Source organism: Plantactinospora sp. KLBMP9567 (assembly GCF_033446045.1).
Taxonomy (GTDB): Bacteria; Actinomycetota; Actinomycetes; order Mycobacteriales; family Micromonosporaceae; genus Plantactinospora.
This window is the reverse complement of sequence record NZ_JAWQRR010000040.1, coordinates 182,270-201,951: the sequence shown is the minus strand read 5'-3', so window position 1 is coordinate 201,951 and position 19,682 is coordinate 182,270. Positions and strand designations below refer to the sequence as shown.

The window sequence follows — 19,682 nt, the reverse complement described above, 5'->3', positions numbered from 1 at the left end:
GCGGAGGAGGCGCGGGCGGTGCGGCACCTGATCTCGATCAACGACCTGACCGACGAGGACCTGCGGTCCATCGTCGCCCGGGGGGTACGGTTCCGGTCCGGGCAGGCCCGGCGGGAGCGGCCGCTCGACGGCGACGTGGTCGGCGTCTACTTCAAGCGGACGTCGACCCGGACCCGGACCGCGTTCTCCAGCGGCGCGCTGCGGCTCGGCGCGCAGATCATCGCGTACGGGCCGGAGGACCTCCAGCTCAACACCGGCGAGACGCACGCCGACACCGGCAGAGTGATGTCCCGGATGCTCGACGTATTGGTGGCCCGGACCTCGGGCGACCCGGTGGAGCTGCGCCAGATGGCCGGCCAGGACCGGATGTCGGTGATCAACGCGATGACCGCCGACGAGCATCCGACCCAGGCGCTGACCGACCTGACCACCATGCTGGACCACTTCGGCCGGATCGACGGGCTGCGCGTGCTCTACGTCGGCGAGGGCAACAACAGCGCCGCCGCACTCGCCCTGGCCCTGACCCGGTACGCCGGCACCCACCTGGAACTGCGCACGCCACCCGGCTACGGGCTGACCGAGGAGATCACCGCGACCGCCACCGCGCAGGCGGCCCGGGGTACCGCGACGATCTGTGAACGGCACGACATGGCCGAGCTGCCCGGCGGCTTCGATGTCATCTACACCACCCGGTGGCAGACGACCGGCACCAGCAAGCCCGACCCGAACTGGCGGGAGATCTTCGCGCCGTTCCAGGTCGGCGCCGGGCTGTGGGCCGGCAGCCCGGACGCGGTCTTCATGCACGACCTGCCGGCGCACCGGGGCGAGGAGGTCACCGCCGAGGTGCTGGACGGACCGGCGAGCATCGCCTTCGAGCAGGCGGAGAACAAGCTGCACAGCGCGATGGCCGTACTCGAGTGGTGCCGTCGTGGCCCGGCCGGCGGGCCGCCGGGTACCCGCTCGTGAGCGTCGTGGAGGAGCCCGCCCCGCCCGCCGGCGGGGCGGCGCCGCGTGGTGCCCCGCCGACACCTCCTGGTGGACCTCTGACGCCGCCCGCTGCTGCGGCGGCGCCGTCCGAGCCGCCCTCGCCGACCGTTCCGCTGCGCCGCAACCGGGACTTCCTGCTGCTCTGGGTCGGGGCGGCCGGCACTCTGGTCGGTGCCCGGATCACCTCGATCGCGTACCCGATGCTGGTGCTCTGGTACACCGGATCGGCCGGCAACGCGGGCCTGGTCGGCGCCGCGGCGCTGCTGCCGCACCTGCTCGTCCAGTTGCCGGCGGGTGCGTTCGTCGACCGCTGGGACCGGCGCCGGTTGATGATCTTCTGTGACCTGGGCTGTCTCGTCGCCACCGGCAGCGTGGCCCTGGCCGTGCTGTTCGACCGGATCTGGGTGCCCCAGCTCATGGTCGTGGCGTTCGTGCAGACCAGTCTGAGCGTCTTCTACCAGCTCGGCGAGCGGGCCGCCGTCCGGCAGCTCGTCCCGGCCGAGCACCTGTCGACCGCGTTGACCCAGAACGAGGCCCGGGGTCGGGCCGCGGTGCTGATCGGCCAGCCGGTCGGCGGGGTGCTGTTCACGGCGGCCAAGTGGGCGCCGTTCCTGTTCACCACCATCGCCCACCTCGGCTCCCTGATCGCGCTGCTGCTGATCCGCAAGCCCTTCCAACAGGCCCGTACGGAGCGGCGCGTCACGACACTGCGCGCCGACATCGCCGAGGGCGTGGCCTGGATGTGGCAACAGCGCTTCCTGCGTACCGTGCTGGGGTTCGTGGCGATCAGCAACGCCGTCTTCCAGGCGCTCACCCTGGCCCTGATGGTCATCGTCCGCAACGGTGGCGGTTCGGCCGCGGTGGTCGGCGCGGTGATCGGGGCCAGTGGCATCGGCGGGATGCTCGGCGCGCTGAGTGGCATGTGGTGGCTGCGCCGGGCCACCCTGCGGGCCCTGGTGGTGGGTGGGCTGGCCGCCTGGGCGGTGACGGTGCCGCTGATGGCGTTCACCACCAACCCGGTCCAGCTGTCGGTGATCTTCGCCGTCAACAGTTACGTCGGCGGACTGTTCAACGTGGTCGGCATGGTCTACATGGTCCGGATCACCCCGGATCCGATGATGGGCCGGGTCGGCGGGGTGGCCACGCTGCTGGCCTCGGGGTCGAACTTCCTCGGCGCGCTGGGCGGCGGGGTTCTGCTGGCCGGTGCCGGGATCCGGGCGACCGTGCTGTGGCTCAGCGCGGTGATGTCGTCGCTGGTGGTGCTCGCCGTGCTCAGCCCGGCGGTGCGGGGCATCGCCCGGACGCCGGACAACGCCCGGATGGTCCGCCGGCTCGGCCGGCACGCGGCGCCCGGCCGCAACAACCTGCCCCCGGCGGCTGGTGGTCGGACCGGGAACGGCGCCACCGGCCCGAGTGTTGCCGCAGGTCAGCGGCCCAATGGCCGCAGTATCGAGAAAGTATAGATCTTGCCTGCATCCTTGGGATGGATGACGGCTGTGTCACCAACGCATTGCCTTCCGATTCCCGCTACCGGTCTCCACCTTCGCGGGAGTCCCCTCGAAGGGAGAGTCCGATGGAAGGTCACCAGACCTGGAGACCGATGGAAATCGACCCGACGGCCGCCGGGGTGGAGGCGAGCCCGCAGGGGCTGGTCGACTACCTCTCGACCACTCCGGACCTGGAGAAGCTGCTGACCGCAGAGAAGGCGCTGGTCTTCCGGGGCTTCCAGGTGACGGAGGAGACGCTCGACCCGGTCATGGACCGGCTGCTGCCCAACCGGCTGGCGTACGTGCACGGCAACTCGCCGCGCACCAAGGTGGGGAAGAACGTCTACACCTCCACCGAGTACCCGCCCGAGTTCACCATCTCGATGCACAACGAGCTGTCGTACGCCCACCAGTGGCCGTCCCGGCTGATGTTCTTCTGCCACACGGCGGCGGAGACCGGTGGCGCCACTCCGGTGGTCGACGCCGTCCGGTGGTTGGAGTCCCTGGACCCGGAGGTGCGGGCCGCGTACGCCGGTGGGGTCCGCTACACCCAGAACCTGCACGACGGTTTCGGCCTCGGCAAGAGCTGGCAGGACACCTTCGAGACCTCCGACCGGGACGAGGTCGAGGCGTTCCTCAGCAGCACCGAGGCGAGTTGGGAGTGGAAGTCCGACGGCGGGCTGCGGGTGATCCAGGACCGCCCGTCCACCACCCGGCACCCGGTCACCGGGGTCGAGGTGTGGTTCAACCAGTCCGACCAGTGGCACCCGGCAGCGCTCGGTGACGAGACCGCGAAGTCGCTGGCCGAGGTGCTGCCGCCGGACGAGCTGCCGCAGTCGGTCACCTTCGCCGACGGCACCCCGATCCCCGACGACTACGTGATCCAGGTCCGCGACCGTGGTCTGGAGAACGCCGTCGACGTCGACTGGCGGCAGGGCGACGTGCTGCTGATCGACAACGTACTGGTCGGCCACGGCCGGCGCCCGTTCACCGGACGGCGCCGGGTCCTGGTGGCCATGTCCGACTGAACCTCTTTCCGCCTCTGGCATGCGGCATGGCCGCAGTTGAGGCGCCGAGCGCGATCGCCGCGCGGTTCGGGCGGAAAGGCTCACCGAACCGCCGGGTCGTCGCGCCGAGTTGTCCAGACCGAAGGGCCGGACCATGACTCTCTCCACTACTGACATCGGAACAATGCCGCACCTGGTCACCCGCGAGTCGGCCGGCGCCGAGATCGGGGAGCTGATCCGGGCCGAGCGCGCCGGCCTGCGGAAGATCCTCAACGAGCGGGGTGCGCTGCTGCTGCGCGGCTTCTCCGTCGGCGGCGTCGACGGCTTCGACGCCGTGGTCCGCGCGCTCTCCGGCCCGCCGCTGACCTACTCGGAGCGCTCCTCGCCGCGCAGCACGATCAAGGGCCAGGTCTACACCTCGACGGACTACCCGCCGGAAGAGGAGATCTTCCTGCACAACGAGAACTCCTACCAGGCGGTGTGGCCGCTCACCCTCTACTTCTACTGCCGGCAGGCGCCGGCCACCCGGGGCGCCACCCCGCTGGCCGACATCCGCAAGGTGTACCGGGCGATCGACCCGACCATCCGCGAGGAGTTCGTCCGGCGGGGCTGGATGGTGGTGCGCAACTTCCACGGCTCGTTCGGCACCTCCTGGCAGCAGATCTTCAACACCGACGACCGGGCGGCCGTCACCGAGTACTGCGCCGGCAATGGGATCGAGACCGAGTGGCGGGACGGCGGCGGGCTGCGGACCCGGGCGATCCGCAAGCCGGTGCACACCCACCCGGTCAGCGGCGAGACGGTGTGGTTCAACCACGCGACGTTCTTCCACGTGACGACGCTGCCGAAGGACGTCCGGGAGGGGGTCCTGGAGATCTTCGACGAGGAGGACCTGCCGACGAACACCTACTACGGCGACGGGGCCCGGATCCCGGACGACGTCATCACCCACCTCCGCGACTGCTACCGGGCTGCGACCGTACGGTTCGACTGGCAATACGACGACGTGTTGGTGGTCGACAACATGCTCGCGGCGCACGGTCGCGAGCCGTTCACCGGCCCTCGGCAGATCGCGGTGGCGATGGCGGAGCCCTCGAACGCCTGACCCCGCGAGCGGAAGCCCGCCCCGGCAGCCCCCACGGCCGCCCGGGCGGGCTTCTTGCGTGTCGTCCCCTATTTCCGACTCTGCCCTGGCCTGTTCGGGCTGCGGATCGCCCGGTTACGGACGAGTATGTGAAACTGTCTTGTCTTCTGGATACGCGGCCGTATCCAGACGACGCCCGACTATGTTGTTTGCGTCGGCAAAGAAACGGGAAGTGTCCCGGCCGGTCGGGCTGAATGCCCTGGTGAGCGGGACATTGTGGCAATGCAGACGAGGTTACTTTTCGGTAGTGAAGGCGTGGTCCCGATAAGCGACCGGACGTTTTCCAGATGTTTCGCTCGAAGTTCTTATCGCTGTCTCCAACCTGACTTGATTGAATATGGGCGCACCGATATTGTAGGCGGAACCGTCCGTGAGCGTTTGGGGAGACTTGGCGTCCGCGGTCGTGGCCGCTGGGAGCTGTCGCTCATTCGGTGGCCCGCCGTGGTTGGCCCTGCTTCCCCGTAGCCAACATTTTGGGGGGAAATGCGGGTGGGAATCGTGGGTTTGGTGGAGCGGATCGTCCGACACGCCGACCAGGATCCGGACCGGGAGGCTGTTGTCCTCCTCCGCTGGGATGAACGTGAAGAACGTTCGGAAATCTTGCGCTACGGCGAGCTGGACCGGGCTGCCCGGGAGCTGGCCGGTCGACTAAGGGACCGCTGTCGTCCCGGTGATCGGGCGCTGCTGCTCTATCCGACCGGCCTCGAGTTCGTCAAAAGCATCGTGGGCTGTATGTATGCCGGTGTCGTCCCGGTGCCGGCACCACTGCCGGACGGCGACAAGCACCACCTCATGCGGGCCACCGGGATCGCGCTGGACTCCGATCCGCGCATCGTGCTGACCGACAGCGCGAGCCTGGTCACGGTCTCCGACTGGATGAGTCAGGACGGGCTGGATCGGCTATTGTGCACCGCCACCGACCTCGCCGGGCCAGCTGCCCCGGGTGCGTGGGACGGTCCGACGCACATCAGTCCGAGTGCGCTCGCGCTGCTGCGCTACACCACGGGATCGACGAGCGATCCGAAAGGCGTAATGATCAGCCATGAGAACCTTGCGCACAACTTGGAGGTATTTCGGGACGCTTTCTCGCTGACCTCGCGGGACCGTTCCCTCGGCTGGCTGCCATTGCACGACGGCGCCGGCCTGATCGAGATGCTGCTTGAGCCGCTCTATCGCGGCGCTGCCACCGTACTCATGGCGGCCGATGATTTCTTCGCTGATCCGGCCCGGTGGTTGAAAGCTATCGACAAATGCGATGTGCGACTCAGTTCGGCGCCCGGTTTCGCGTACCGGTTGTGCGCCCGGAAGGTGACCGACGAGCAGGTCAGGGGCCTGGACCTGGCCCGGTGGGAGCATGCCTGCGTGGGCGGCGCCGACCCGATCGAGCCCGAGCCGCTGATCGAATTCGTCGACCGATTCGCGCCGGCCGGCTTCCGGCGCGAGGCGGTGCGGGTCGGATATCACATCACCGAGTCGACATTGTTCGTCTCCGGCACTCGGCCCGGTCAGCCGCTCGCGGTGGAACGGTTCGATCCGAGCCGGCTGGAACAGAACATCCTGCTGCCGGCGGCGGCCGACGCGGCCGCGGCGAGATCACTTGTCAGTAGCGGCACGGTAAATGGTCTTGACGTCAAGATTGTCGACCCGGACACCACCGCAGTATTGCCGGACGGGCGGCTCGGCGAGATCTGGATCCGGGGCCGGAGCGTGGCCCGCGGCTACTGGCGGCGCGAGGTGGAGAGCGACCGGGTCTTCGGGGCGACCACCGCGGACGGCGAGGGCGGCTACCTGCGTACCGGTGATCTCGGAGTCTGGTCCGACGCCGAGCTGTACGTGCTGGGCCGGATGCGGGAGATGCTGGTCATCGGCGGGCGGAGCCTCTATCCGCACGACATGGAGAAGGCGGTACGCACCTCCGACACCCGCTTCGCCGACCTGACCGGCACGGTCTTCGCGGTGCCGTCGCCCCGGCAGGAGATCGTCGTCCTGCACGAGGTCCAGGCGGAGCCGACCGACCCCGCCACGCTGTCGTCGCTGGCCCGCAGCGTCAAGGACTGGCTCAGCCGGTGCTTCGGGGTACGGGTGGCCAACGTCGCCTTCCTGCGTCCCGGCAAGGTGCGCAAGTCGCCCGGCGGCAAGGTGCAGCGGGCGCTGATGCGGGAGCTGTTCATGGCCGACGCGCTCGACCCGGTCTACGAGGACCTGGACATCGAGACGCGGCGCCGCTACCGCGCCGTCGGGCCGCCGCTCGCGGTGAGCCACGGCAAGGACTTCCGATGACGCGCGGCGGGAGGTCCTGATGTTCGGAACCCCGCCGACTCCGGCGCCGGTCGATGCCACCGAGCCGGGGATGGCCGGCCACCCCCGGTGGAGAGAGATAGAATTCCGGATCCTCGGCTCGGTCGAGGTGGTCGACTCGACCGGTGTGGTCGAACTCAGTGCGTCCAAGGTACGCACCGTGCTCGCCGCGCTCCTGCTCGCCCGGGGGCGGGTGGTCTCCGACTCGCGACTCGCCGTCGTGCTCTGGGGCGACGACCCGCCGGTCACCGCTGCCGCGCAGATCCAGACGTACGTCTCCCGGCTGCGCGCGAAGCTCGCCCCGGACGCCGAGATCGTCCGGCAGCGTCCCGGATACGTGCTGCGGGTCGCGCCCGACCGGTTCGACCTGGTGCGCTTCGAACAGTTGGCGGCGCGCGGCCGGGACGCCCTCGCGGAGGGCCGGCCGGCCGACGCCGCCGAGGCGCTGCGGGGTGCACTCGCGCTGTGGCGCGGTCCGGCCCTCGCCGGGGTGACCGAATACCTGAGCGACGCGGAGCGGCCCCGCCTGGAGGAGGCGCGGCTGGCCGCGCTCGGCGACCGGATCGACGCCGAACTGGCGCTCGGCCAGCATGGCCGGCTGGTCGTCGAACTGACCGGGCTGGTCGCCGCGGACCCGCTGCGCGAGCAGTTGCGCGGCCAGCTGATGCTGACGCTGTACCGCTGCGGCCGGCAGGCGGACGCGCTGGCCAGTTACCAGGACTACCGGCACCTGCTCGCCGAGGAACTCGGCATCGACCCGGGGCGCGAGCTACAGGACCTGCACAAGTCGATCCTGGCTGCCGAGGCGTCGCTCACCCTGCCTGCGCCGGAGGCCCGGGTGACCGTCCGGCGTACCCCGGCCGAGCCGCTGCCGGCCCGGCTCCCCCCGGACGTGGCGGACTTCACCGGCCGGGACCGGGAGGCCGCCCAGGTGGTCGCGCTGCTGCGTACCCGGCCGGACAACGGTGGGCGGCGGCTCGCCTGCGTGATCGGTGGGATGGCCGGGCTGGGCAAGACCGCCCTGGCGATCCACGTCGGCCACCTGCTGCGGTCGTCGTACCCGGACGGGCAGATCTACCTGGACCTGCGCGGTGCCGGACCCCAGCCGGCGGATCCCGTCGACCTGCTCGGCACCATCCTGCGGGCGCTCGGGACGGAGGCGTCGGAGATCCCGCCGTCGATGGCCGACCGGGTGCAGCTCTACCAGAGCCGGCTGGCCGGGCGCCGGGTGCTGGTACTCCTCGACAACGCCGCCAGCGAGCAGCAGGTACGCCCGCTGTTGCCGGAGAGTCCGACCTGCGCCGCGATGGTGACCAGTCGGGCCCGGCTGGCGGCGCTCGAGGGCGTACCCCTGATCGACCTGGACGTCCTCGAACACCAGCAGGCGCTGGAACTGCTCTCCAAGATCGTAGGTGCCGCGCGGGTGGCCGCCGAGCCGGAGTCCGCGGTACGCATCGTCGAGCTCTGCGGCCACCTGCCGCTCGGCGTACGCATCGCCGGTGCCCGGCTCACCGCGAAGCCGCACTGGCGGCTGGCCCGGCTCGCCGACCGGCTCTCCAGCCAGCGTCGCCGGCTGGACGAACTCCGGATCGGGGACCTGGAGGTCCGGGCCAGCGTGGCGTTGAGCCTGCAGGGCCTGGGCGAGCCGGCCCGGCGCGCCTTCCGGCTGCTGGCCCTGCTGGACGCGCCCCGGTTCGCCATCTGGACCGCCGCGGTGCTGCTCGACGTCACCCTCGCCACCGCGCGGGAGTTGCTGGAGCAACTGGTCGACGCCCGGCTCCTGGACGTCGTCCAGGTCGACGGTTCGAGTCAGGCCCGCTACTTCTTCCACGACCTGGTCCGGGCGCTCGCCCTGGAACAGGCCGCCGACGAGGAGACGGCCGACGAGCGGTACGCGGCGCTGGACCGGACGTTCGGCAGCCGTTCCGACCCGGGCGCCAAGGAGAACGGGTGACCGCCCGGCCCTCCGACCGGGAGACTCCACCGAGGGAAAGGGCTGCACCGGTGAGCACGTACGGCAGGGTCACGAACGACTGGTTCCTCCGCTTCGGAGCCGCGCCCCGGGCCACGGTCCGGCTGGTCTGCTTTCCGCACGCGGGCGGTGGGGCGGCCGGGTACCGGCGCTGGGCGGATCTCGTCCCGGAATCGATCGAGGTGGTCGCGGTCCAGTACCCCGGCCGGCAGAACCGGTACGGCGAGCCGGTCATCGACGACATGACCGTACTGGCCGACGAGATCGTCGCGGCGGTCGAGCGTGAACTGACCGGACCGGTGGTGTTCTTCGGGCACAGCATGGGTGCGGTGGTCGCCTTCGAGGTGGCCCGCCGGCTGCGGAGCAGCGACTCGCTGACGGTACGCCGGCTCTTCGTGTCGGCCGGTCCGGCGCCCTCGGCCCGACGCTCGCTCGGGGTGCACCTGCGCGACGACGACGGGGTGGTCGCGTACCTTCGGGAACTCGGCGGCGGCGGTGCGGAGCTACTGGAACTCGACGAGATCCGGGAGTTGACGCTGCCGATGGTCCGGGGTGACCTGCGGCTGATCGAGACCTACCGGTACGCGGCCGGCGAGCCGCTGAACTGCCCGGTCACCGCGATCGTCGGGGACCGGGACCACACCTTCACCACCGCCGACGCGCGTCGCTGGGTGGTGCACACCAACGCCGGGCTCGACGTGCACTCGCTGCCCGGTGGTCACTTCTATCTCGACGACCAGGCGGACCGGCTGGTGCCGCTGCTGGTCGAGCGGATCCTGCCCCGGTAGCGCGGCCGGGCCGGTGCCCGGACGGCCCGGTCCGGCCCGGTGTGCCGGGGCGGACCGGCCGGGGAATGAACCTCTGTCAACCTGAACAGCGCGGCGCGCGCCGACTCTCACCTGCGGCCACGGCGGCCCGCAAGGGTTGAAAGAGGTTCGACGTTCACCGCTCCTCGCCGCCGGGACCGCCGTCGCCGTCGTCGCGGGGGAGATATCGGCGCACCCGGATGCCGTGGCCGTGTGCGCGGATGCCGTCCGCGGCGGCGATGGCCGCGACGGGATCGGTGAGGAAGTCGAGCGCGACCGCGGTGTCACCCTCGATGCGGCTGCGCATCCGCTCCAGCCCCTCGGGGGTGCTCGACGCCACGGCGTCCAGTTTGGCCAGTGCCGCCGCCCGGAGTCGGTAGTCGTTCTCCACCTCGACGACGACCTCGGACACCACCACGTAACGCTGGGTCCGGGTGGAAGCGCTGAGCTCGCGGTCCATCTCTTCCTTCACGGTCCTGAGCATAGTCGTACCTTTCATGCGCAGAAACCCTCATTGATCCCTCGTCAAGCAAGTTTAATTACTTACGGGGTTCCGGCGCAGTTTAGGGGTCTTCCTGTATGGACCTGGAGTGAGAATGCGACTACCCTGCGGGAGGTGTTCCGTGACCGGGTCCGAAGGTCTTCCCGGGCCAAAGCTGACCGGGACCGACGGTCGCTACCCGCTCGCGCTGGACGTATCGCGGGCTCGACCGGCAGGCTGATGTGATGTCGGACGTCGTGGTGCTGGGCGCAGGGGTGGTCGGGCTGACCACCGCGGTACGGCTGGCCGAGGCCGGTGCCCGGGTGGTGGTGCTGACCGCCGACGATCCGGCCGACACGGTCTCCCGGGTCGCCGCCGCGGTCTGGTACCCGACCCGGACCAGTGGCGATCCCCGGGTGCTGGGCTGGGCTGGGCGCACCTTCGAGGTGCTTGCCGGGCACGCCCGGCAGGCGGTGCCGGGCGTGGTGATGCGGCCGACCCGGATGCTGCTGCGCGAGCCGGCGACCGGGGATCCGTGGTGGGCCCCGGCGGTGCCCGACTTCCGGGCCGTCGCACCCCCGGACGGGTACGCCGGACAGTGGCGGTTCACCGTGCCGACTGTCGAGATGGGCCCGTACCTGGCCTGGCTGGTCGACCGGCTCGCTCGGCTGGAGGTGCCGGTGCGCCGGTACCGGGTGGACCGGCTCGCCGACGTGCCCGCGATCGCGGCCGAGGTGTGGCCGTCGGCGCGCCGGCCGCCGCTGGTCGTCAACGCGACCGGGCTGGCCGCCGGCAAACTCGCCGACGACCCGGCCGTGCACCCGATCCGGGGCCGGATCGTGCTGGTCGGCAACCCCGGCCTGACCACCTCGGTACGCGACGAGGGGAACCCGGCCGGCAGCACCTACGTACACCCGCGCAGCCGGGACGTGGTGCTGGGCGGCACCTTCGAGCCGTACCGGACGGAGACCGGGCCGGACGAGGAAGCCGGCGCGGCGATCCTGGCCCGGTGCGTCGCGCTGGTCCCGGAGCTGGCCGGAGCGCCGGTGCTCGGGCAGCTCGCCGGGCTGCGTCCCGGCCGGCTCGGCGGGGCCCGGCTGGCCGAGGACGTGTCCGGGCTGGCCGGATCGGCCCGGCTGGTCCACAACTACGGGCACGGCGGTGCCGGGATCACCCTGGGCTGGGGTTGTGCCGACGAGGTGGTGGCGCTGGTCGTCGGCCAGACGCCATGATCATCGAACCTCTTCCACCTCCCCTTACGTCGCGGTGGACCGCGAGGGTTGGTTCCGGGGCCCAGCCTTCCGTGACCGTGGCGTTCAGCGGAGGGTCGCGGAGACCCCGCCCCGAGCGATGGTCCGGGCCATCAGTTCGTGCAGCGGCTCCGGGCGGCCCAGGTGGTATCCCTGGCCCCGGTCGACGCCGAGTTCGCGCAGTACCGGCACCAGTTCGGGCCGGTCGATGTGCTCGGCGACCGTCCGCATCCCGAGCCCGTGCGCGGCCCGCACCACCGCGTCGATCAGGATCGGGTCGGAGCCGCCGTGGTCGGCCTGCCGGACGAACTCACCCGCGATCTTGACCGCGCTGAACGGCAGGTGCTTGAGGTAGACGAAGGAGCCGTAGCCGGCGCCGAAGTCGTCCAGGCTGAACCGGCAGCCGGCCGAGGTGAGCGTGGAGGCCAGCCGGCGGGCGGCGGCCAGGTTGGCGATGGCGGTGGTCTCGGTGATCTCCAGGCCGAGCTGGGTCGCCGGTACGCCCGCGGCGGCCAGCGTGCCGACCACCCAGTCACCGAAGCTCGGATCCTCCAGCGAGCGGCTGGAGATGTTGACGTCCAGCCGCAGTTCCACCCCGGCCGCCCGGGCCGCGGCGAGTGCTCCGGTAGCGGTCTCCACCACCCAGCGGTCCAGCTCGTAGATCATGTCGCCGCGCTCCAGCGCCGGCAGGAAGTCGCCGGGGCCGATCTGCCGGCGATGGTTGTCGCGTACCCGCATCAGCAGCTCGTAGCTGCGCACCTGGTCATCGCCGAGGTCGATGATCGGCTGGGCGTCGAGCTGCAACTGGCCGGTGTCCAGCGCCCGGCGTACCCGAGAGACCAGGTCGACCCGCTGGGCGGCCAGCCGTTGCTGCTCCGGCGCGAAGAGCCGGGCCCGGTTGCGGCCCTCGCCCTTGGCCTGGTAGAGCGCCAGGTCGGCGTGGGCGAGCAGCAGGGTGTCGTCGTCGGCGGTGTCCAGCGGGGCGGCGCCGATGCTCAGCGTCACCCGCAGCGGCTCGCCGCGCACCGCGAGCGGGGTACGGGCGACCAGGTCACAGAGCCCGGCCCCGATCGCGAGTGCCCGGTCGGCGTCGCAGTCCGGTAGCAGGACGGCGAACTCGTCACCGCCCAGCCGGCCGAGCACCGCCTCGGCAGGCAGGTGGTTGGGGAGCAGCCGGGCCAGCAGCCGGAGCACCTCGTCGCCGATGGCGTGCCCGCGCAGGTCGTTGATGTCCTTGAAGTTGTCGATATCGATCAGGAGAAGTGCGGCCGCCGCCGGGCCGCCGGCAGCGGTCAGCTTGCTCATCCGGGCGGTCAGGGCCCGCCGGTTCGGCAGCCCGGTCAGCGGATCGTGCTCGGCCAGGTATGCCAGCTCGTCCTGGACCTGCCGGATCTCGGTGATGTCGTGTGCGGTGCCGAGCATCCGCAGCGGCCGGCCGGAGTCGTCGGTGAAGACCTCGCCGTAGCACTCCAGGACGCGCATCTGCCGGCTGTTCGCCAGGTACATCCGGTGGGTGTAGGTGAACGAGTTGGCCTCCCGGATCGCCCGGTCCAGCGTCGCCTCGATCATTTCGACGTCGTCCGGGTGGATCATCTTCCGGTAGGTCGGGTAGTCGAGCGCGGTCTCCGGGGCCAGTCCGATCATCGCCTTCAGGGTGGGTGACCACACCACCTGGTCGGTGGGGAGGTGCCACTCCCAGGTGCCGACCCGGGCCAACTGCTCGATGTGGGCCAGCCGCCAGGCGTAGTCGTCGGCGCGGCGCCGGTCGGCGCGCTGCTCGGTGACGTCGGCCAGCTCGTACACCAACTGGCCGTCCGGCTCCGGTTCGGCGCGTGGCGGCGGCGGCAACCGCCGACACGTCACCCGCAGGTGCCGGACCACGCCGTCGACCGTCGGGCAGCGCAGCTCGACCGGCGGTCCGTCCGGGGTCGCGGCGCCGAACGGCAGCGAGCCGATGTCCGTGCCGATGAGCTGGCCGAGTCGCTGGGCCGCCCGGTTGTACCAGGTCACCTCGCCGTTCTCGGCGGTGGTCAGCAGGGCGGTGGAGGTGGTGTCGAGCACCGCGGTGGGCACACTGGACGGCAGTGCGGGCACTGGGCCTCCCGTAGAGATCGACCGGATCCGGTGCAGGGGACGCGGGACGCGCACGGTCGGCCGTGACGGCGCACTGAGTGTACGGAGGCCGGAGCCCCACGGCCAACGCCCCTACGCCGACAGCCGTCGATCTTGACCAGGTCGGGGCGGGGCTCAGGGGGATCCGGGGTCGTCCCGCCGGACGATCGCGACGGCCACCCGGCAGAACTCGTCCATGTCCGGGGTGAATCCGTCGGCGATGTCCGGATGCAGCCCCGCCCGGGTCTCGTCGAGCAGCCGGCGGCAGACCTCATCGACCGGTTCACCGGCATAGTCGGCCCGGACCCGGTCGATTGCCGCGCGCAGTGCGGAGCTGAGCTGCTCCTCCAGCGGTCCGCGCAGGTGCTGCCGCGCCGGGGCGAGCCCGGTGGGGTCGAGCGTGACGTGTGGCTCCGACATCACCGCTCCCTTCGTCGCCGGTGCCGTTGCCCGCCGGTCCCCGTCACCCGTCGGTCGCCGACGGCGTACCCAGCCGGAGGTGGTGGTCAAACCGGGGCCGGGGTACCGCTTCCGGCGTCCCGCCCTCCGCCGGCGCCCGGCGTCCGGCTCACAGCACGGGCGGCAGGCTGCACACCCGGACCAGGTACGACATCTCCTCGGCCGGCTCCTCCCGGTACGAGACCCGCTGGATCTGCCGGTCGTCCACGTAGAGCGCGACATCGGCGAGTACGCCGAGGTGGGCGAGGCCGATGTCGGTGGCCCGTTTCTTGTCCTGGAGCACGGCGCCGATCCCGCCGATCAGGGTCGCCGCGTCGGAGGTGCGTCGACCCGGCGGGCAGCGCAGCACGATCTCCAGGGCGACCGGCTCGGTCAACGCCGTCCAGCCGCTGCGCTGCGCCGCGGCGCAGGCGGCCTGGAGCAGCGTACGGACCCGGGCGGCCTGCCGGTGTCCGGCCGCGAAGATCGACAGCGCCTCGGTCTTGACCGGTGGTGGCCCGCTGACCTCGAAGGACAGGGTGAGCGCCCGGGTGTTCTGCACGGCGGCACCTCCTCTTGCAGACGATCCTGCCCAAGGATCGCGGGGACGGGGCGCGTTTCGCCTATCGGAACCTGCCGCTCCGGACGGCCCGGCCCGGCCCGCGCCGATCGGGCGACGTGGCCGGTCCACCGGGCGTGTCGGCATCGACGGCGACCTGCTGGCGCCGGAGGTAGCACCCACGGTAGCCGAGGTGCCCGCCGCCGGGAATACCACAGTGGACCTGGGATCGGCCCCCGGTGACGGTCGGGGCACTGCGGCGTCGAGGCTTGTCGATGTTTCGGTCGCTGGGCGGCGGGGCAGTGGGGGTATCCGACACCTACGCCCGGTCCGGCGGTTCGCCTGCGGCCGGAGGCGGGGTGCTTTCGCCGTGTGCCGGGACGGTTGCCGCCCCGGCCGTCATAAGGGAGGACGGCGTGATGAGCGGTCACCAGGCGCGCGACAGGCGGTCGGCGGGCTGCCAGCGGCGGTCACGATCGGCGGAGGCCGACGTAGGCACAACGGCCGGGAGGACAGCGGGGTGCCGACATGACTGAGCCCGAGCGGGGTGGCCCGCCCCGGCGGTGCCGGTTCCGGCTGGCGGCGGCGCTGACGGTACTGACGCTGCTGGTGCCGCTCGCCGCCTGCGGCTCCGGGGAGGACGGCGGTACTCCGACGATCAACCTCTACTACACCACCGAGCAGAACATCCAGAAGGTGGTCGACGACTGCAACGCGAAGGCGGGCGGGCGGTACCGGATCGCGTACCGGGTGCTGCCCCGGGCCGCCGACGACCAGCGGGTGCAGTTGGTCCGCCGGCTGGCCGCCGAGGACTCGGGGATGGACATCCTGGGCCTGGACGTCACCTGGACCCAGGAGTTCGCCAGCGCGGGCTGGCTGCTGGAGTGGACCGGCGAGCACCGGGCCGAGGCCGAGCGCGGCACCCTGGCCGGCCCGCTGGAGACCGCCCGGTACGAGGGCAAGCTCTACGCCGCGCCGAAGAACACCAACGTGCAACTGCTCTGGTACCGCTCCGACCTGGTGCCGCAGCCGCCGCGTACCTGGGACGAGATGATCCGGATGGCCCAGGACCTGCGGGGGCGGGGCCAGCCGTACCGGGTGATCACCATGGGCGCCCAGTACGAGGGACTCGTCGTCCTCTACAACACGCTGGTGGCTAGCGCGGGTGGCCAGATCATCAACGACGACGGCAGTAAGGCGGTCTTCGACGAGGGTGCCGTCCGGGCTCTGGAGGTGCTGCGGAACTTCGCCACCGCCGGGATCACCACCTCCTCCTTCTCGAACACGATCGAGGACCAGGCGCGACTCGACTTCCAGTCCGGGGCGGGCGCCTTCCAGCTCAACTGGCCGTTCGTCTATCCGGCCATGCAGGAGGCGGACCCGGAGCTGGCGAAGAAGGTGAAGTGGGCCCGCTATCCGGGCGTGGACCCGGGCACACCGAGCAAGGTGACGATCGGCGGGTTCAACCTCGGGGTCAGCCGGTACTCCCGGCATCCCGACGAGTCCTTCGACGCCGCGTCCTGCCTGCGCGACGCGGAGCACCAGAAGTTCTCCGCGATCAACGACGGGGTACCGCCGACCATCGAGAGCGTCTACGCCGAGCCGGAGATGGCCGAGGCGTACCCGATGCGGGACACCATTCTCGAGGAGTTGAAGGACCCGGCGACCCGGCCGCGCAGTCCGGCGTACCAGAACATCTCGACCGTGCTGTCGGCGACGCTCTCCCCGCCGTCGTCGATCGACCCGGAGCGGACCGCGGACCGGATGCGGGAGGCGACGCAGGACGCGCTCGATTCCAAGGGGGTGCTGCCATGAGCGAACGAAGTGAGCGAATCAGCCAGGTCAGTGTGGGTGTGCCTCATGGCGGCACGGAGCGCAGCGGAGTGACGACATGAGCGAACGAAGTGAGCGAATCAGCCAGGTCAGTGTGGGTGTGCCTGATGGCGGCACGGAGCGCAGCGGAGTGACGACATGAGCACGGAGACCGAGACCGCGACCGGCGTGGACCGGGCCGGTACGACCCCGGCGGTCCCGGCGCCCCGGCGCGGCCGGGCCGGTCGGGCGGCGCTGAGCGAGGGGAAGCGGGCCGAGCGCCGGTTGGGCTGGCTGCTCTGCGCCCCGGCCGCGTTGGTGATGCTGGCCGTGACCGCCTATCCGATCCTCTACTCCGTCTGGCTGTCGTTGCAGCGCTTCGACCTCAAGTTCCCGGACGAGCGGGAGTTCGTCGGGCTGGCCAACTACGTCACGGTGCTGACGAACGACTACTGGTGGACCGCGTTCGGGGTGACCATGCTGATCACCGTCGTGACGGTCGCCGTCGAGCTGGTGCTGGGCATGGGACTGGCCGTCGTGATGCACCGGACCATCGTCGGGCGCGGGCTGGTCCGCACGTCGGCGCTGATCCCGTACGGCATCGTCACGGTGGTGGCGGCCTTCTCCTGGCGGTACGCCTGGACACCCGGCACCGGTTATCTGGCCACGCTCTTCGGCGAGGGGGCGCCGCTGACCGAACGGGCCAGCGCGCTGGCGATCATCATGCTGGCGGAGATCTGGAAGACCACCCCGTTCATGGCGCTGCTGCTGATGGCGGGCCTGGCGCTGGTGCCTGAGGACCTGCTCAAGGCGGCCTCGATGGACGGCGCCACCGCCTGGCAGCGGTTCACCAAGGTCATGTTGCCGGTGATGAAGCCGGCGATCCTGGTGGCGCTGCTGTTCCGCACCCTGGACGCGTTCCGGGTCTTCGACAACATCTTCGTGCTGACGGCCGGGTCGAACGAGACCTCGTCGGTGTCGATGCTCGCCTACAACAACCTGATGCGTGGGCTCAACCTCGGGATCGGGTCGACCATGTCGGTACTGATCTTCCTGGCCGTGGCGGTCATCGCGTTCGTCTTCGTGAAGCTGTTCGGCACCGCTGCCCCGGGCAGCACGGACGAGGGAGGTCGCCGGTGAGCGCGAGGAGTGCAGCGAAGCGGAGCACCGCAGTCGCGAACGGAAGGAGGCTCCGGTGAGCGCGAGGAGTGCAGCGAAGCGGAGCACCGCAGTCGCGAACGGAAGGAGGCTCTGATGGCCGCCAGTGACACCACGGCCACGGCGAAGTGGCGGTGGGGACTGCTGGATCTCGTGGTGGTGGTCTTCGCGCTGGTCCCGGTGCTCTGGATCGCGTCGCTGTCGTTCAAGACCACCGGCACGCTCACCGACGGGAACTTCATCCCCCGGGAGTGGACCCTGGACAACTACCGCACGATCTTTTCCACCAACCAGTTTCTCCGGGCTCTGGGCAACTCGATCGGGATCGCCCTGATCGCCACCACCATCGCGGTGGTGCTCGGCACCATGGCCGCGTACGCGGTGGCCCGGCTGGACTTTCCGGGCAAGAAGGCGCTGGTCGGGGTCTCCCTGCTGATCGCGATGTTTCCGCAGGTGTCGCTCGTCTCGCCACTGTTCGAGATCGAGCGGTCCCTCGGGCTCTTCGACACCTGGCCGGGGCTGATCCTGCCGTACATCACCTTCTCGCTGCCACTGGCCATCTACACGCTGTCGGCGTTCTTCAAGCAGATCCCGTGGGACCTGGAAAAGGCCGCCAAGATGGACGGCGCCACCTCCGGGCAGGCGTTCCGCCGGGTGATCGCGCCGCTGGCCGCGCCCGGGGTCTTCACCACCGCGATCCTGGTCTTCATCTTCTGCTGGAACGACTTCCTCTTCGCGATCTCGCTGACCTCGACCGAGCGGTCCCGCACGGTACCGGTGGCGCTGTCGTTCTTCACCGGGGAGTCGCAGTTCGAGGACCCGACCGGGGCGATCTGCGCCGCCGCCGTGGTGATCACGATTCCGATCATTCTGTTCGTGCTGTTCTTCCAGCGTCGCATCGTGTCGGGCCTGACGTCCGGCGCCGTGAAGGGGTGAGGTCGCAGTGGCTGACATCGTGCTGGACAAGGTGAGCAAGAGCTTCCCGGACGGGACGGTCGCGGTCCGGGACGTCGACCTGGAGATCGCCGACGGCGAGTTCGTCATCCTGGTCGGCCCGTCGGGCTGCGGAAAGTCGACCACCCTCAACATGATCGCCGGACTGGAGGACATCAGCTCGGGCGAGCTGCGCATCGACGGTGAGCGGGTCAACGACAAGGCACCGCGGGATCGGGACATCGCAATGGTCTTCCAGTCGTACGCCCTCTATCCCAACATGACCGTCCGGGAGAACATGGCGTTCCCGCTCCGGCTTGCCAAGCTGGACAGGGCAACCGTCGAGCAGAAGGTGGCCGAGGCGGCCAAGGTGCTGGAGCTGACCCCGCTGCTGGACCGCAAGCCGGCGAACCTCTCCGGTGGGCAGCGCCAGCGGGTGGCGATGGGGCGGGCGATCGTCCGCAGCCCGAAGGCGTTCCTGATGGACGAGCCGCTCTCCAACCTCGACGCCAAGTTGCGGGTGCAGATGCGTACCGTGGTGTCCCGGTTGCAGAAGCAGCTCGGCACCACGACGGTGTACGTGACGCACGACCAGACCGAGGCGATGACCCTCGGCGACCGGGTGGTGATCATGCGGGGCGGTGCGGTGCAGCAGGTCGGCCCGCCCCAGGAGTTGTACGACCACCCGGCGAACCTCTTCGTCGCCGGGTTCATCGGCTCGCCGGCGATGAACTTCCTGCATGCCGCCGTCGAGGACGACAGGCTGCGCACGGCGGTCGGCGACGTACCCCTCGGCGACCGGCTCCGGCGCGAGCTGGCGGCCGAGGACGCCTCCCGGGAGCTGATCCTCGGCATCCGTCCGGAGCATTTCGAGGACGCCGGGCTGGTCGACGAGCAGACCCGGGGGCGGGGGATGGAGTTTGAGGCGCCGGTCGAGATCGTCGAGTCGATGGGCTCGGACAAGTACGTCTATCTCACCGTCTCCGGTGAGCGGGCCAGCGCGGCGGAGCTGGAGGAACTAGCCGCGGACGTGGGCGCGGACGGGTTCAGCGGCGGCGGGGCGAATCTGGTGACCCGGCTGTCGGCGGAGTCTCCGGTCACCGAGGGGCAGAACCACCGGCTCTGGTTCAACCTGGAGAAGATCCACCTGTTCGACCCGTCGAACGGCCGCAACCTCACCCTGCACGAGGGCCGGGCCGCCGGCGCGCTCGCCGCCTGAGCCCGGGAAGGGTGGACTC

General features: G+C 70.7%; 16 protein-coding genes. 12 read left to right on the top strand and 4 right to left on the bottom strand.

The genetic code is table 11. The annotated features are described in order from the left end of the window. Positions 1-18: 18 nt before the first annotated feature. From R6Y94_RS30255 to R6Y94_RS30225, 7 genes are all read left to right on the top strand, one after another. Entirely contained in the window at positions 19-966 is a 948-nt protein-coding gene (locus R6Y94_RS30255; protein WP_318399269.1) for an ornithine carbamoyltransferase, read from the top strand. Further along, a complete protein-coding gene (locus tag R6Y94_RS30250) occupies positions 963-2,450 on the top strand; it encodes an MFS transporter (protein WP_318399257.1) in 1,488 nt (495 codons plus the stop codon). The genes R6Y94_RS30255 and R6Y94_RS30250 overlap by 4 nt, the downstream gene beginning before the upstream one ends. A 137-nt stretch (positions 2,451-2,587) precedes the next feature. Continuing rightward, complete coding sequence (locus R6Y94_RS30245; protein ID WP_318399256.1) at positions 2,588-3,502, top strand: TauD/TfdA family dioxygenase; 915 nt, start codon at positions 2,588-2,590, stop codon at positions 3,500-3,502. 163 nt (positions 3,503-3,665) lie between these two features. Next, positions 3,666-4,586, top strand: coding sequence for a TauD/TfdA family dioxygenase (locus R6Y94_RS30240; protein WP_318399255.1), 921 nt, complete (start codon positions 3,666-3,668; stop codon positions 4,584-4,586). 528 nt (positions 4,587-5,114) lie between these two features. Beyond that, positions 5,115-6,905 carry a fatty acyl-AMP ligase gene (locus R6Y94_RS30235; RefSeq protein WP_318399254.1) on the top strand — a complete coding sequence of 597 codons (1,791 nt, stop codon included), beginning with the start codon at positions 5,115-5,117 and terminating at the stop codon, positions 6,903-6,905. 19 nt (positions 6,906-6,924) lie between these two features. Then, complete coding sequence (locus R6Y94_RS30230) at positions 6,925-8,877, top strand: AfsR/SARP family transcriptional regulator (protein WP_318399253.1); 1,953 nt, start codon at positions 6,925-6,927, stop codon at positions 8,875-8,877. Continuing rightward, the gene (locus R6Y94_RS30225) at positions 8,874-9,683 is read left to right on the top strand and encodes a thioesterase II family protein (RefSeq protein ID WP_318399252.1); all 810 of its coding nucleotides are present in this window, start codon (positions 8,874-8,876) and stop codon (positions 9,681-9,683) included. Before R6Y94_RS30230 ends, R6Y94_RS30225 begins: the two co-directional genes overlap by 4 nt. Before the next feature lie 154 nt (positions 9,684-9,837). On the opposite strand, the gene R6Y94_RS30220 is transcribed toward R6Y94_RS30225, so the two are convergent. Next, the gene (locus R6Y94_RS30220; protein WP_318399251.1) at positions 9,838-10,185 is read right to left on the bottom strand and encodes a hypothetical protein; all 348 of its coding nucleotides are present in this window, start codon (positions 10,183-10,185) and stop codon (positions 9,838-9,840) included. Between the two features lie 242 nt (positions 10,186-10,427). Between R6Y94_RS30220 and R6Y94_RS30215 the strand changes: the two genes are divergently transcribed. Continuing rightward, positions 10,428-11,414, top strand: a complete 987-nt coding sequence (locus R6Y94_RS30215) for an FAD-dependent oxidoreductase (protein WP_318399250.1) — start codon at positions 10,428-10,430, stop codon at positions 11,412-11,414. A gap of 84 nt (positions 11,415-11,498) precedes the next feature. On the opposite strand, the gene R6Y94_RS30210 is transcribed toward R6Y94_RS30215, so the two are convergent. The 3 genes from R6Y94_RS30210 to R6Y94_RS30200 form a co-directional block, all read right to left on the bottom strand. Then, positions 11,499-13,526: a putative bifunctional diguanylate cyclase/phosphodiesterase gene (locus tag R6Y94_RS30210; protein WP_318399249.1), complete on the bottom strand. Its 2,028-nt coding sequence runs from the start codon at positions 13,524-13,526 to the stop codon at positions 11,499-11,501. Positions 13,527-13,679: 153 nt separating this feature from the next. Beyond that, the gene (locus R6Y94_RS30205; RefSeq protein WP_318399248.1) at positions 13,680-13,964 is read right to left on the bottom strand and encodes a hypothetical protein; all 285 of its coding nucleotides are present in this window, start codon (positions 13,962-13,964) and stop codon (positions 13,680-13,682) included. Positions 13,965-14,112: 148 nt separating this feature from the next. Next, positions 14,113-14,544 (bottom strand): hypothetical protein, encoded by a 432-nt coding sequence (locus R6Y94_RS30200; RefSeq protein WP_318399247.1) that lies wholly within the window; start codon positions 14,542-14,544, stop codon positions 14,113-14,115. 525 nt (positions 14,545-15,069) lie between these two features. Between R6Y94_RS30200 and R6Y94_RS30195 the strand changes: the two genes are divergently transcribed. From R6Y94_RS30195 to R6Y94_RS30180, 4 genes are all read left to right on the top strand, one after another. Further along, entirely contained in the window at positions 15,070-16,356 is a 1,287-nt protein-coding gene (locus R6Y94_RS30195; RefSeq protein WP_318399246.1) for an ABC transporter substrate-binding protein, read from the top strand. Positions 16,357-16,512: 156 nt separating this feature from the next. Then, positions 16,513-17,493, top strand: a complete 981-nt coding sequence (locus R6Y94_RS30190; protein ID WP_318399245.1) for a sugar ABC transporter permease — start codon at positions 16,513-16,515, stop codon at positions 17,491-17,493. A 114-nt stretch (positions 17,494-17,607) separates the two neighbouring features. After that, a complete protein-coding gene (locus tag R6Y94_RS30185; RefSeq protein WP_318399244.1) occupies positions 17,608-18,447 on the top strand; it encodes a carbohydrate ABC transporter permease in 840 nt (279 codons plus the stop codon). A 7-nt stretch (positions 18,448-18,454) separates the two neighbouring features. Then, entirely contained in the window at positions 18,455-19,663 is a 1,209-nt protein-coding gene (locus R6Y94_RS30180) for a sn-glycerol-3-phosphate ABC transporter ATP-binding protein UgpC (RefSeq protein ID WP_318399243.1), read from the top strand. The last annotated feature ends 19 nt before the right edge of the window (positions 19,664-19,682 follow it).

Excerpts from the sequence above, each read along its gene's own strand:
- R6Y94_RS30245 (WP_318399256.1), top strand. The coding sequence starts at position 2,588 with ATGGAAATCGACCCGACGGCCGCCGGGGTGGAGGCGAGCCCGCAGGGG.
- R6Y94_RS30240 (WP_318399255.1), top strand. The coding sequence starts at position 3,666 with ATGCCGCACCTGGTCACCCGCGAGTCGGCCGGCGCCGAGATCGGGGAG.
- R6Y94_RS30230 (WP_318399253.1), top strand. The coding sequence starts at position 6,925 with ATGTTCGGAACCCCGCCGACTCCGGCGCCGGTCGATGCCACCGAGCCG.
- R6Y94_RS30220 (WP_318399251.1), bottom strand. The coding sequence starts at position 10,185 with ATGCTCAGGACCGTGAAGGAAGAGATGGACCGCGAGCTCAGCGCTTCC.
- R6Y94_RS30215 (WP_318399250.1), top strand. The coding sequence starts at position 10,428 with ATGTCGGACGTCGTGGTGCTGGGCGCAGGGGTGGTCGGGCTGACCACC.
- R6Y94_RS30205 (WP_318399248.1), bottom strand. The coding sequence starts at position 13,964 with ATGTCGGAGCCACACGTCACGCTCGACCCCACCGGGCTCGCCCCGGCG.
- R6Y94_RS30195 (WP_318399246.1), top strand. The coding sequence starts at position 15,070 with ATGACTGAGCCCGAGCGGGGTGGCCCGCCCCGGCGGTGCCGGTTCCGG.
- R6Y94_RS30190 (WP_318399245.1), top strand. The coding sequence starts at position 16,513 with ATGAGCACGGAGACCGAGACCGCGACCGGCGTGGACCGGGCCGGTACG.
- R6Y94_RS30185 (WP_318399244.1), top strand. The coding sequence starts at position 17,608 with ATGGCCGCCAGTGACACCACGGCCACGGCGAAGTGGCGGTGGGGACTG.